General features: G+C 68.9%; 7 protein-coding genes and 1 pseudogene. All 8 read left to right on the top strand.

Annotated features, from left to right (window positions below; genetic code table 11):
• The first annotated feature begins 57 nt into the window (after nucleotides 1-57).
• The 8 genes and pseudogenes from ACFUO4_RS01100 to ACFUO4_RS01065 all read left to right on the top strand — a co-directional run bounded on the left by ACFUO4_RS01100 (nucleotide 58) and on the right by ACFUO4_RS01065 (nucleotide 14,602).
• The gene (locus ACFUO4_RS01100) at nucleotides 58-2,505 is read left to right on the top strand and encodes an RICIN domain-containing protein (protein WP_383478404.1); all 2,448 of its coding nucleotides are present in this window, start codon (nucleotides 58-60) and stop codon (nucleotides 2,503-2,505) included.
• An 82-nt stretch (nucleotides 2,506-2,587) separates the two neighbouring features.
• A complete protein-coding gene (locus tag ACFUO4_RS01095) occupies nucleotides 2,588-3,721 on the top strand; it encodes a ricin-type beta-trefoil lectin domain protein (protein WP_383478401.1) in 1,134 nt (377 codons plus the stop codon).
• 46 nt (nucleotides 3,722-3,767) lie between these two features.
• Nucleotides 3,768-5,237: pseudogene (locus ACFUO4_RS01090) on the top strand (endo-1,4-beta-xylanase); the annotation flags it as partial.
• 356 nt (nucleotides 5,238-5,593) lie between these two features.
• On the top strand, nucleotides 5,594-7,024 hold the full coding sequence (locus ACFUO4_RS01085; RefSeq protein ID WP_383482199.1) for an arabinofuranosidase catalytic domain-containing protein: 1,431 nt from the start codon (nucleotides 5,594-5,596) through the stop codon (nucleotides 7,022-7,024).
• 53 nt (nucleotides 7,025-7,077) lie between these two features.
• On the top strand, nucleotides 7,078-8,679 hold the full coding sequence (locus ACFUO4_RS01080; RefSeq protein WP_383478399.1) for a glycoside hydrolase family 27 protein: 1,602 nt from the start codon (nucleotides 7,078-7,080) through the stop codon (nucleotides 8,677-8,679).
• A gap of 30 nt (nucleotides 8,680-8,709) precedes the next feature.
• On the top strand, nucleotides 8,710-10,221 hold the full coding sequence (locus ACFUO4_RS01075) for an arabinofuranosidase catalytic domain-containing protein (RefSeq protein ID WP_383478396.1): 1,512 nt from the start codon (nucleotides 8,710-8,712) through the stop codon (nucleotides 10,219-10,221).
• Nucleotides 10,222-10,251: 30 nt separating this feature from the next.
• A complete protein-coding gene (locus ACFUO4_RS01070; RefSeq protein WP_383478393.1) occupies nucleotides 10,252-12,084 on the top strand; it encodes an RICIN domain-containing protein in 1,833 nt (610 codons plus the stop codon).
• Between the two features lie 109 nt (nucleotides 12,085-12,193).
• A complete protein-coding gene (locus tag ACFUO4_RS01065; protein WP_383478390.1) occupies nucleotides 12,194-14,602 on the top strand; it encodes a ricin-type beta-trefoil lectin domain protein in 2,409 nt (802 codons plus the stop codon).
• Nucleotides 14,603-14,637: the final 35 nt, after the last annotated feature.

The raw sequence follows: 14,637 nt of genomic DNA, 5'->3' as shown, positions 1-14,637 counted from the left end.
CCCGTCCCCGCACCGGGCGCCCCCACACCAGGCGCCACCCCCCACTGGAGGATGACGATGTCCGGAGCCAGAGCGCTCCGCGGCCTGTGGGCCGCCCCCGTAGCCATGTTCGCCTTACTCGCCGGGAGCCTGCCGATGGCCGGCGCCGCGTTCGCCGTACCGGCCGGGCGGCAGGCAGCGGCAGCCGATCTGTACGTGGCCCCGGACGCGGCTCCCGGCGGGAACGGCTCCGCCGGGCAGCCGTTCGCGACGATCGACCAGGCGCGACAGCCCGCGCACCGGCTCTCGGCCGACTCCGACGTCGTGGTCCACCTGGCCGGTGGCACCTACCGGCAGTCCAAGCCGCTGACCTTCGGCTCCGGCGACGGCGGCCAGAACGGCCACACGATCACCTACCAGGCCATGTCCGGTCAGCAACCGGTCGTGAGCGGCGCCCAGCAGATATCTGGTTGGCAGGTGCATGATCAGAACAGCAACATCTGGTCGGTCCACGTCGGCACCGGTGTGAACACCCGTCAGTTGTACGTGAACGGCAAGCAGGCACCGCGCGCGGCGATCCAGGTGCCCCGTTCCGCCTTCACCTTCACCCAGACCGGTCTGACCGTCACCGACTCCTCCCTCGACTACCTGGCCGGCCTCTCGGACCAGAGCCACATGGAGGTCGAGAGCGTCAACTCCTTCACCGACCGCTACGCGCCGGTCCAGTCGATCAGCGGCAGGACGATCACCATGCAGCAGCCCGCGTGGAACAACAACTCGTGGGGCTACGACACCATCAACGCGCCGTTCGCCGGCGGGACCATGTACCTGGAGAACAACTACGCGTTCCTCAAGCAGGCCGGGCAGTGGTACCTCGACGCGTCCGCCGGCGACCTGTACTACCGGGCCCAGCCGGGGCAGAACCCGAACAGCCTCACCGTCGAACTACCCCGACTGCAGAGCCTGTTGGGCATCAGCGGCAGCTATGCCTCACCCGTGACCGGCCTGGCGTTCTCCGGCCTGCGGTTCACCGGGACCTCCTGGCTCGGCCCGAGCGGACCCGACGGCTACGCGGACCAGCAGAGCGGCGCCCACATCACCGGCGCCTACGCGATGCCGGCCAACTGGCTGAGCACCTGCAAGTCGGGATGCACGCAGTTCGAGGCCACCCGCAACCACTGGGAGCAGATGCCCGCGGCCGTCCAGGTCTCCGCCGCCACCGGCATCACCTTCTCGGGCAACACCTTCTCCGAACTCGGGCAGGCCGGACTGGGCGTGGGCAACGACGGCGTCGCCACGGCCTCCGGCACCGGCCTCGGCGCCAACGGCATCACCGTCACCGGCAACACGTTCACCGACCTCGCCGGCAGTGGCATCCAGGTCGGCGGCATCCAGCCGGACGCGCACCATCCCAGCAACCCGCAGATGACCAACCAGAACATCACCATCAGCAACAACAAGGTCAGCGGGGTGGGCACCGACTACAAGGAGACCGCGGGAATCCTGTCCACCTACGTCACCAACGCGACGATCACCCACAACCAGTGCGACCACCTGCCCTACGACGGGATCGACATCGGCTGGGGCTGGGGGATGAACGACCCGGGCGGCAGCCAGGACTACGTCAACCGGGGCACGTACAACTACCAGCCGATCTACAGCACGCCCACGACGCTGAAGAACAACACCGTCTCCCGCAACCTGGTCTTCGACACCAAGAACGCGATGTTCGACGGCGGCAGCATCTACAGCCTGTCCGCGGCCCCCGGCTCCGTGATCTCCGACAACTACATGTACGACAACAACCGCACCACCGCGCTCTACCTCGACGAGGGTTCCCGGTACCTGAAGGTCTCCGGCAACGTGGTGCAGGACGCGGGCAACTGGGCGCTCACCAACGCCAACGCGAACAACCACACCGACGACAACACGTTCTCCGGCAACTGGTACAACGGCGGCAACACGTATGTGGCCACCGGCCCTCCACACAACAACGTCCTCACCGGCAACGTCCAGGTCAGCGGCACCAACTGGCCCCAGGGCGCCCGAGACGTGATCCAGCAGGCGGGCGTCCAGGCCTCGGGCGGCGGCGGGTTCCCCACGGGTTCCCATCAGTTGGTGATCGCCAGCAACAGCCTGTGCCTCGACGTGTACGGCAACTCCACCAGCGCCGGCGCCGCGATCGACCAGTGGACCTGCAACGGGCAGGGCAACCAGCAGTTTGAGTTCGTGCCGGTCTCGGGCGGCTACGGGCAACTGCGCGCGCAGCACTCCGGACAGGTCGTGGCGGTCTCGGGCGGCTCCACGACCGCCGGTACGCCGAACATCGTGCAGCAGGCCGCGGGCGCGACGCCCAGTGCGCTGTGGCTGCCGGTGCAGCAGTCCGACGGCTCGTACTCCTTCAAGAACCAGAACAGCGGTCTGTGCCTGGACGTCTACGGCGGCGGCAGCAACCTGGGCCAGCAACTGGACCAGTGGCCCTGCAAGAACGCACCCGGCACCAACCAGGACTTCACTCCCCGCTGACCTGCTCGCGCCTCCAAAACGCCTGCACGGACCGGCGATTCGTTCACCCCACCCACTGACCCGCACCCAGTGAGGAACGCAGATGAAGAAGTACTGGGCCCCCTTGGCCGCGGCACTGGCGGCCATCCTCGGCATGGGCGCCGCGTGGCCCGCCGCGGCCACCGCCGCCGAGGCGCCGCCCTCCGCAGCACGGGCCGCGGCGCCCACGCCCTTGCGGGTGATGCCGTTGGGCGACTCGATCACCTGGGGCGTCGGCAGCCCGTCCGGGAACAGCTACCGCAACTTCCTCGGGAACAAGCTGACAGCCGAGGGGCACACCCTGGACTTCGTGGGTTCGGGGCGCAACGGCACCATGTCCGACCCGGACAACGAAGGCCACTCCGGCTGGCGGATCGACCAGATCGCCGGCATCGCGGACTCCGTGCTGGCCCGTTACCGCCCCAACGTGGTGACCCTGGAGATCGGCACCAACGACCTCAACGGCAACTACCAGATCCCGACCGCGGCCGACCGGCTGCGCGCGCTCATCGACCAGATCACCAGGGCCGTACCCGACGCGACCGTGCTCGTCGGCACCGTGATCATCTCCACCAGCGGTTCCGAGGAGGCCAACCGGCCCGCGTTCAACGCCAAGTTGCCCGGGATCGTCCAGGCCGAGCAGGCGGCCGGCAAGCACGTCCGGCTGGTCGACATGAGCGCCCTGACCGCCGCGGACCTGTCCGACGCCCTGCACCCCAACGACAGCGGCTTCGCCAAGATGGCGGACGCCTTCAACGCGGGGATCCAGGCGGCGGACGCGGCAGGCTGGATCAAGCCGCCGGATTCCGCGGCCGGGCAGGTGCGCTCCGGGATCGCGGGCAAGTGCCTGGGGGTCACCGGCGGCAACAGCGCCAACGGCACCGCCGCGGAGATCCGCACCTGTGACGGCTCCGCCGCGCAGACCTGGTCCGCGCGCTCCGACGGCACCCTGCGGGCGCTCGGGAAGTGCCTCGACGTCACCGGCCGCGGCACCGCCAACGGCACCAAGATCGAGATCTGGGACTGCAACGGCGGCACCAACCAGCAATGGCAGACGTACAACGGCGGCTACCGCAACCCGGTCTCCGGCCGCTGCCTCGACGACCCCAACGCGTCCACCACCGACGGCACGCAACTGGTCCTGTGGGACTGCAACGGCGGCACGAACCAGCAGTGGACCGCCCTGCCCGTGTCCTGACCTCGCGACCCCCTTCTCACGCACCGCACAAGGAGGTTGATCCTTCATGTCCTGGCTCAACGACGAGCCGCTGCTGCGCAGGGCCCTGCTCTCGGCCACCGCCCTGGCGGCCGGCACGGCACTGGCCCTGACCGGACCGGCGGGCCTCACCGCGCACGCGGCGTCCGGCACGCTGGGCGCGGCCGCCGCCGACAGCGGCCGCTACTTCGGTACGGCCGTGGCTGCCGGGAAACTCGGCAACTCGACGTACTCCACGATTCTCGACCGGGAATTCAACATGATCACCCCGGAGAACGAGATGAAGTGGGACACCACCGAACCGTCCCGCGGCAACTTCAACTTCGGCCCGGCCGACCAGATCGTCAACCACGCCACCGCGCACGGGCAGCGGATGCGCGGCCACACCCTGGTGTGGCACTCGCAGTTGCCCGGCTGGGTCAGCTCCATCCGGGACGCGAACACCCTGCGCGGCGTGATGAACAACCACATCACCACCGTGATGAACCACTACAAGGGCAAGATCTACGCCTGGGACGTGGTCAATGAGGCGTTCGCCGACGGCGGCAGCGGCCAGCAGCGCAGTTCGGTGTTCCACGACGTGCTGGGCAACGGCTTCATCGAGGAGGCCTTCCGCACCGCGCGGTCGACCGACCCGTCCGCCAAGCTCTGCTACAACGACTACAACATCGAGAACTGGTCCGACGCCAAGACCCAGGGCGTCTACAACATGGTCAGGGACTTCAAGGCGCGCGGTGTGCCCATCGACTGCGTGGGCTTCCAGAGCCACTTCGGCACCGGCGGCCCGCCGTCGAGCTTCCAGACCACCCTGTCCAACTTCGCCGCCCTCGGCGTGGACGTGCAGATCACCGAGCTCGACATCGCGCAGGCCTCGGCGACCGCGTACGGCAACACGGTCCGGGCCTGCATGAGTGTCGCGCGCTGCACCGGCATCACGGTGTGGGGGATCAGAGACAGCGACTCGTGGCGGACGGGGGAGAACCCGCTGCTGTTCGACAACAACGGCAACAAGAAGCCGGCCTACGACGCGTCGCTCTCGGCGCTCGGCGGAGGGACGGGGAATCCGGGCGGAGGCATCGTCTCGGGGCAGGTGTACTCGCTGACCGATGTCGCAGCGGGCCGGGTCCTGGACGTGCCGGGGGGCCAGACGGCGAACGGCACGCCCCTGCAGGTCTGGGACGCCAACGGCGGCGCGAACCAGCAGTGGCGGGCGAGTCAGAACAGCGACGGTTCCTACACGCTGACGAACGTCGCCAGCGGCCGGGTCCTGGACGAGCCCGGCGGCCAGACCGGCAACGGCACCCGGATGACGATCTGGGACGCCAACGGCGGTGCGAACCAGCACTGGCGGGCGAGTCAGAACAGCGACGGCTCCTACACCCTGATCAACGTCGCGTCGGGCCGGGCGCTGGAGATCCCCAGCGGGCAGACCGGCAACGGCGCCCCGGTCCAGATCTGGGACTCCAACGGCGGTGCCAACCAGCACTGGAACTTCAGGTGAGGTGACCCGGAACGCACACCCCGCGTCCGGTACGGCGGCCGTCGCCGGACGCGGCTTCCGGCATGCCCTCACACCGCTCTGACCAGGGGCGATACATGGGATGGATCGGAATCTGATGGGGTGTGCCGAGCGTATTGACTCGTTCGAAGACCTGTGGAATCACTAGGACATGGGATGTCTGAGCGGTTCCTGTGGGTGCTCTCGATCGCCCTAGCCACCATCCCGTTCGGCCTGGCACAGCCTCGACACCTTCCCCCACATCCCTGAGGAACAGCATGCGGTCTTCACCCTTCTCCCGTCGGTGTCCCACGGCTCGCAGACGACGCTTGCCGGCCTTCGCCGCCGTAGCCGTGATGGCGCTGCTGGCCATGATGACGGCGACCTCCCAGACGTGGTCCGCTCCGGCAGCGACGCCGGCGCCCCTGGTGAGTTCGGCGTCCGGCCGGTGTCTGGACGTCAAGGGCAACGTCGACACCCCGGGAACGGCGCTCGACATCCAGGACTGCAACAACCAGCCGAACCAGGCGTTCGAGTTCACCTCGGCGGGCGAGCTGAGGACGATGGGCGGCACCCGCTGCGTGGACGCCTACGACAACCGGACCGCGCCGGGCACCCCGGTGATCATCTGGACCTGCAACGGCCAGGCGAACCAGATGTGGCGACAGAACTCCGACGGGTCGGTCACCGGCGTCCAGTCCGGCCTGTGCCTGGACGTCAACGGGGCGGGCACGGCCAACGGCACCGCGGTCATCCTGTGGACCTGCAACGGCCAGAGCAACCAGAAGTGGACCACCTCGACGACTCCGCCCGCTCCCGGCGGGTCGGGCCCCTGCGACCTCTACTCCGCGGGCGGCACTCCCTGCGTGGCCGCGCACAGCACCGTACGGGCGCTCTACGGGTCGTACGGCGGCAGCCTCTACCAGGTCAGGCGCGCCTCGGACAACACGACCAGGAACATCGGCGTACGGGCGGCCGGCGGCTTCGCCGACGCGGCGGCGCAGGACTCGTTCTGCGCGGGCACCTCCTGTGTGATCACGGTCGTCTACGACCAGTCCGGACGCGGCAACGACCTGTGGTACCAGGGATCGGCCCAGGTCCCGGGATCGAGTCAGAGCAGTCCCGCCAAGGCGACGTCGGAGTCGCTGACCGCCGGGGGAACCAAGGCGTACTCCCTGTACATCAACCCCGGCAACAGCTACTGGCGGGACGGCCATCTCACGGGAGTGCCGACCGGCAGCGCGCCCGAAGGGGCGTACATGGTGACCAGCGGCACCCATGTCAACAACGGCTGCTGCTTCGACTACGGCAACAGCGAGACGACTCGGAAGGCCGACGCGGCCGGGGCGATGGACGCGATCAACTTCGGCACCCAGTGCTGGTTCGGCGGGTGCTCGGGAAGCGGTCCCTGGGTCCAGGCCGACCTCGAATGGGGCCTGTACTCCGGGGGCAGCCAGTCCTGGAACACCAACCAGCGAGCCTTCACCAGCAAGTTCGTCACCGCGATGCTGAAGAACAACGGGACGTCGAGGTTCGCCCTCAAGGGCGGCAACGCGCAGTCCGGCACCCTGACCACCCTGTGGGACGGGGCACTTCCCGCCGGCTACAGCCCGATGAAGAAGCAGGGCGCCATCGTCCTCGGCAGCGGCGGTGACTGCTGCAAGCCCGGCGGCGGAGCCAACCTGAGCGCCGGCACCTTCTACGAGGGAGCCATCGTCGCCGGCTACCCCTCCGACGCGACCGACAACGCGGTGCAGGCCAACATCACCGCAGCCGGATACCGCTGAGTCCCTCTGCCCCACGGCGAGTTCTGCCGCAACCCGGCCCAGGAGCTAATGACATGCACATGATCAAACGGGCGTTGGCTTTCGCCTTCTCCATCGCGCTGCTCAGCGTGGGCGTCCCTCTCCTCTCCCTCGGCACAGCGCAGCCCGCCGCCGCCCTGGGCAACGGGCTGGCACTGACCCCGCAGATGGGCTTCAACGACTGGAACGCGTACGGCTGCAACGTCTCCGAGTCGCTGATCAAGTCGACCGCGCAGGCGATGCACACCAACGGCATGCAGGCGGCGGGCTACACCTACGTCAACATCGACGACTGCTGGATGACCCACAACCGCGACTCCGGCGGCCACCTGGTGCCGGACCCGGCGAAGTTCCCGGACGGCATCAAGGGCACCGCCGACTACGTGCACTCGCTCGGACTGAAGCTCGGGATCTACGAAGACGCGGGCACCGCGACCTGCGCCGGGTATCCGGGCAGCCTGGGCCACGAGAGCACGGACGCCCAGTCGTTCGCGTCGTGGGGCGTGGACTACCTGAAGTACGACAACTGCAACAACAACGGGGTGTCCGCGCAGAGCCGGTACACCGCGATGCGGGACGCCCTGGCGGCCACCGGCCGGCCGATCCTGTACAGCCTGTGCAACTGGGGCCAGGACAACGTGTGGACCTGGGGCGCGGACGTGGGCAACAGCTGGCGCACCACCGGTGACATCAGCGCCACCTTCTCCAGCATGCTGTCGATCTTCCACAGCAACGTCGGACTGGCCTCCTATGCGGGGCCGGGCCACTGGAACGACCCGGACATGCTGGAGGTCGGCAACGGCTCGATGACGGCCACCGAGAGCCGCAGCGAGTTCAGCCTGTGGGCGGAGATGGCCGCGCCGCTGATCGCGGGCACCAACATCCCCTCGGCCAGTGCGGAGACCCTGTCCACCCTGACCAACTCCCGGGTGATCGCGGTCGACCAGGACCCCCTCGGGAAGCAGGGCACCATGGTCTCCTCCTCGGGCGGCCTCGACGTGCTGGCCAAGCCCTTGGCCAACGGGGACGTGTCGGTGGCCCTGTTCAACGAGACGGGCTCGACAGCGACCATCTCCACGACCGCGGCCGCGATCGGGAAGAGCGGCGCGTCCTCCTACACCCTGACCGACCTGTGGTCGGGGGCGACCTCCACCACCGCAGGCACGATCAGCGCCTCCGTACCGGCGCACGGCACGGTGATGTACCGGGTCGCGGGCGGCACCAGCGGCGGCGGCACCAGCGTGACCGGCGCGCTGCACGCCGTGGGCGCGGGCAAGTGCCTGGACGTACCCAACTCGACCACGACCGCCGGCACCCAGGTGGTGATCTGGAGCTGCAACGGCGGCGCCAACCAGACCTGGACCCACACCGCGTCCAACCAGTTCACCGTCTACTCCGGCAGCAGCCAGAGGTGCCTGGACGCCTACAACAACCAGACCACGCCGGGCACGAAGGTGGAGATCTGGTCGTGCAACGGCCAGAGCAATCAGCAGTGGACGCTGAACTCCAACGGCACGGTCACCGGCGTCCAGTCGGGCCTGTGCCTGGGCGTCGCCGGCGGGGCGACCGCCGACGGCACCCTCGCCGAGCTGCAGACCTGCAACGGCGGCAGCAGCCAGCGGTGGACGTTGGGGTGACTCCGCATTCGAACCCTGGAGGAGGTTTCCATGCTCGAACCAGCCGGTGATCGCCCCCGCAGGCGAGGGAAAGCCGTGCTCCTTGTCGTCCTGGCGATGATCGTGGCCGCGTTCGGCGGCCCGGCGTTCGCCACGGCGCCCCGGTCCGCAACAGTGGCTCAGCGCGTTGCCGACGCGTCGCTCCCGTGCGACCTCTACGCCGCGGGCGGTACGCCGTGTGTGACGGCGCACGCCACGACCAGGGCGCTCTTCGCGTCGTACAACGGACCGCTGTACCAGATCCAGCGGGCCTCCGACCACGGCTACCGCGACATCGGAGTGCTCAGCGCGGGCGGGTACGCGGACGGCGCGTCCCAGGTGTCGTTCTGCGCGGGCACGTCGTGCACGATCACGAAGATCTACGACCAGACCGCCCAGCACAACGACATGCCGATCTCCTGGGGCGGCTACTGGAAAGGCCCGGGGCCGAACGGGTCCGATGTCGGCGCGGACGCCATGGCCCTGCCGGTGACCGCGGCCGGCCATCAGGTCTTCGGCGTCAAGGTCGCCCAGGGCGTCGGCTACCGGCACGACAACGCGAAAGGCGTCCCCACCGGATCCCAGCCCTCGGGCATCTACATGGTGACGTCGTCGAACTACACGAACCAGTGGTGCTGCTTCGACTACGGCCTCGGTGAGAACACCCACACCGACACCGGCAACGCCACCATGAACGCCATCTACTGGGGCAACGCCTGCTGGTTCGGCGGCTGCACCGGGTCGGGGCCGTGGGTGGAGGCCGACCTGGAGAACGGCATGTTCCACACCAACACCGGCTCCAACAAGGACCCGAACAACCCCGGTGTGCACTACCCGTTCGTCAGCGCCTGGGAGAAGAACAACGGCACCAGCAACTTCACCCTCAAATACGGCAACGGCGCGAGCGGCGGGCTGACCACCACCTTCTCCGGCCCCCTGCCGAACGGCTACTCGCCGATGAAGGTCGACAGTTCCGTCCTGCTCGGCACCGGGGGCGACAACAGCGTCTCGGGCACCGGCGAGTTCTTCGAGGGCGCCATCACGGCCGGCTACCCCTCCGACGCCACGGAGAACGCCGTCCAGGCGAGCATCACCGCGGCCGGGTACGGCTCGGGCGGCGGTGGCGGTACATCGACCGCGCTGCACGCGGTGGGCGCGGGCAAGTGCCTGGAGGTCCCGGGCGCATCCACGACCCCGGGTACGCAGACACAGATCCGGGACTGCACCGGGGCGGCGAACCAGACCTGGGCCCGGACCGACGCCCGCGAGCTCACCGTGTACTCCGGCGGCAGCCGGCTGTGCCTGGACGCCTCCGGCCAGGGCACCAGCCCCGGCACCAAGGTCATCACCTGGGCCTGCAACGGCCAGACCAACCAGCAGTGGAACGTCAACGCCAACGGCACGATCACCAGCGCCCAGTCCGGCCTGTGCCTGGACGTGACCGGCGCCGCCACCGCCAACGGCACCCCCGTCGAACTGTGGACCTGCAACGGCGGATCCAACCAGCAGTGGTCACTGAGCTGACCCCCAGACGCGTGACGCAGGAGGACCCGCATGAGGACGACAGCGCGACCCGGCCGTCTGGTACTGGCCGTCGGCATCGTCTTGGCGTTCGTGCTGCAACTGTCGGCGACGGCCGAGAGCCGGGCCGTCTCGGGCGAGGCGCTGAGCGTCAACCTGGCCTCGACGCGGGGCCCGTCGACCGGCGTGGGCGAGGGATTCCTCTACGGCTTCACGCAGGACGGCAGCCAGCCGGCGGACCAGTTCATCAAGCCGCTGGGGATCAACGCGTTCCGCGGCGGCGGCTGGTTCTCCGGCGGCTGGATCAAGGACAACTACCAGTACGGATCGGCGACTCGGGCCGACCTCGACTCGATCGTCGCGCAGGCGAAACGCCTCACCCAGCCGCCGTACCACGCGCAGTACCAGGTACTGGTCAGCGACATCTACGGCGCCAACGGCGGGCAGCCGTCCAACACGAGATACCCGTGCGACAACGGCGACTGCTCCAACTGGATCAGCTTCATCGACTCCACGGTGGGCGCACTCCAGGCCACGGGACTGACGTTCGCCTACGACATCTGGAACGAGCCGGACATCTCCGCCTTCTGGACCCGGGGTGTCAACAGCGCCCAGTACTTCCAGATGTGGGACACCGCCTACCGGGAGATCCGGCGCATCGCCCCCTCGGCGCAGATCGTGGGACCGTCGCTCGCCTTCACCCCGCAGAACAACCCGGGGGAATGGCGGACCTGGCTCGCGCATGTGAAGGCGGCCGGGACGGTACCGGACATGATCACCAACCACGACGAAGGCGATGTCGACGACCCCGTCACCGTCTCCCAGTCCCTCAACAGCGCCCTGACCGCGGCGGGCATCGCCCCGCTGCCCCTGTCCGCGAACGAGTACCAGCCCGCCGACCGGCAGACCGCCGGGGTGACGGCCTGGTACCTGGCGCGGTTCGCACAGTCCGGATACACCAACGCGATGCGCGGCAACTGGGTCTGCTGCATCACCCCCAACCTGACCGGAGTCCTCACCCAGAGCGGCGGTAGTTGGCAGCCGACCGGGAACTGGTGGGCGCTGCGCGACTACGCCGACATGACCGGCACCCTGGTCGCCACCTCCGGGCAGGTCGGGTCGACGGCGATCTCGGCCTCCGCGGACCAGGCCAACAAGCGCGCGGTGGCGATCATCGGCGACGCGAACGGCAACTCCGGTACCTCGACCGTGACCTTCAACGGGCTGTCGTCCGTGCCCTGGCTGACGAACGCGGGCAGCGTGCACGTCACCGTGCACCGCATCCCGGACCAGGCACCCCTCGCCGCGCCCCTGACCGTCTACGACCAGAACGTGAGCGCCTCGGGCGGCTCGATCACCGTGCCGTTGACGTTCCAGGCCGCGCACGACGCGTTCGCCGTCTACCTCACCCCCGCCACCTCCGGAGGCGAGGGCTTCCCGACCGGCTACCACCAACTCGTCGCCGCCCACGACAACTTGTGCCTCGACGTGTACGGCAACTCGGGCAGCGCCGGCGCCGCGATCGACCAGTGGACCTGCAACGGGCAGAGCAACCAGCAGTTCCAGTTCGTACCGGCCTCGGGCGGCTACGGCGAACTGCGCGCCCAGAGCTCCGGCCAGGACATCGCGGTTGCCGGCAGTTCCACGACGGCGGGCACCCCGGACATCGTCCAACAGCCTCCCGGCACAGCGCCCAACGGCCTCTGGCTGCCCGTGCGCCAGTCCGACGGCTCCTACGCCTTCCAGAACCGCAACAGCGGTCTGTGCCTGGACGTCTACGGCGGCGGCAGCAACCTGGGCCAGCAACTGGACCAGTGGCAGTGCAAGAACACACCCGGCACCAACCAGGACTTCTTCGTCCGCTGAGCCTCCTGAACCAGGACGTCTTCGTCCGCTGAACCGTCCCGAACCGCTCTGAACCGTCCGCCGACCGCACCGGCCGTGGACACCCCCTCACCTGCGAAAGGACCCCACCGTGTCAGCAATCGCACGGCTGTTACGGCGCCTGCGCGTCCCGGCGGCCGTCGTCGCGGGCCTCGTCCTGGCCGCCGGCGGCGTCGTCGGCACCACCGCCACCCCGGCCCGGGCCGCCACCTCCATCACCCTCAACGGCACTTCCGGCGGACGGACCTTCGACGGCGTCGGCGCCATCAGCGGCGGAGGCGGCAACAGCAGACTCCTGATCGACTACCCCGAACCCCAACGCGGCCAGGTCCTCGACTACCTCTTCAAGCCCGGCTACGGAGCCTCGCTGCAGATGCTCAAGGCCGAGATCGGCGGAGACACCAACTCCACCTCGGGAGCCGAGCCGAGCCACCAGCACACCCGCTCCGACCTGAACTGCGACCGGGGCTACGAGTGGTGGCTGATGGAGCAGGCCAAGGCCCGCAACCCCGACATCAAGCTGTACGGGCTCGCCTGGGGCGCCCCGGGCTGGATCGGCAACGGGAACTTCTGGTCCACCGACATGGTCAACTACCTGGTCTCGTGGCTGGGCTGTGCCAAACAGCACGGGCTGAGCATCGACTACCTCGGCGGATGGAACGAGCGAGGCTACAACGTCTCCTGGTACCAGCAGCTGCGCAGCGCTCTCAACAGCAACGGCTACGGCAGCGTCAAGATCGTCGCGGCTGACTCGGACTGGGCCGTGGCGAACGACGTCAACTCCAACGCGGCGTTCGCCTCCGCGGTGAGCGCCATCGGCACGCACTATCCCTGCGGCTACCGCTCCGCCCAGACCACCTGCACGGTGCCGGCGGCCGCCCTGAACTCCGGCAAGCCGCTGTGGGCGAGCGAGAACGGCTCGGACGACTACAACGGGGGAGCGCAGGCCATGGCCCGCGGCATCAACCGCGGATACATCGACGGCCGGATGACCGCCTACCTCAACTGGCCGGTGGTCGCCGCGCTCACCCCCAACCTGCCGTATCCCACCATGGGTCTGGCCCTGGCCTCCCAGCCGTGGTCCGGGGCCTACTCGGTCGGCAAGAACACCTGGGTGATGGCGCACACCAGCCAGTTCACCTCCATCGGATGGCACTACCTCGACGCCTCCAGCGGCTACATCGGAGGCAACCGCGCCAACGGAAGCTATGTCTCGCTCAAGTCGACGAACAACTCCGACTGGTCCACGGTCATCGAGACCATGGACGCCGGCAGCGCGCAGACACTGAACTTCAATGTCACGGGGGGACTGTCCACCGGCACCGTCCACGTCTGGTCCACGAACGTGGGGTCCGCCAACCCGGCCGACCACTTCGTGCACAGCGCGGACATCACCCCGTCCGGCGGCGGATTCAGCCTCACCGTCCAGCCCGGACACCTGTACACCCTGACCACCACGACCGGACAGGGCAAGGGCACCGCCACCGGTCCCGCCCGGAGCGCGCTGAAGCTGCCGTACAGCGACAACTTCGACGGCTACGCCACCGGCACCGAGGCGAAGTACCTCATGGACTGGCAGGGCGCCTTCGAGGCGGTGGCCTGCGGGGGCGGCCGTAGCGGAAAGTGCGTGCGCCAGATGAGCCCGCAGAAGCCGATCACCTGGGACTCGCTGACCGATCCGCACGCTCTGCTCGGCGAGACGGGCTGGGGCAACTACACCCTCTCGTCGGACGTGCTGCTCGAACAGGCCGGATACGTCGAACTGATCGGCCGTGCGGGCGCGCACGACTACGACCACGGCGGCGGGCAGAACGCCTACCGCCTGCGGGTGAGCGACACCGGGGCCTGGTCGATCCTCAACTCCAACACCAACGGCACCGTCACCACCCTGGCCCGCGGCACGACCGCCGCGCTCGGCACCAACCGGTGGCACACCCTGGGCCTCACCTTCAACGGCACCACGATCACCGCCGTCGTCGACGGCACCACGGTCGGAACCGCGAACGACAGCACCTGGGCGGCCGGACAGATCGGCTACGGGACCAGCCAGGGCGAGACGGCACAGTTCGACAACCTCTCCATCACGCCCGGCAGCGGCGGGAACGACGGCGGCACGACCGGCCCGATCGTCGGCGTCGGCTCCGGCCGGTGCGTGGACGTGCCGAACCAGTCGCACACGGCCGGCACCCAGGTGGCGCTGTGGGACTGCAACGGCGGCAGCAACCAGCAGTGGACGAACACCTCGACCGGTGAGCTGCGGGTCTACGGCAGCGTCTGCCTCGACGCCGCGGGGCAGGGCACCAGCCCCGGCACCAAGGTGGACATCTGGGACTGCAACGGCGGCGCCAACCAGAAGTGGACACTGCACGCCGACGGCACGATCACCGGCGACCAGTCCGGCCTGTGCCTGGACGCCACCGGCGCAGCAACGGCCAACGGCACCCTGCTGCAGCTGTGGACCTGCAACGGCAGCAGCAACCAGAAGTGGACCCGCGACTGACCCCGTGACCGGTGGGCGTACTCCCTGAACCTCCC

Origin of the sequence: Streptomyces sp. NPDC057280 (genome assembly GCF_042668605.1) — a bacterium.
Lineage (GTDB): Bacteria > Actinomycetota > Actinomycetes > Streptomycetales > Streptomycetaceae > Streptomyces.
This window is presented reverse-complemented; position numbering and strand designations above follow the sequence as displayed.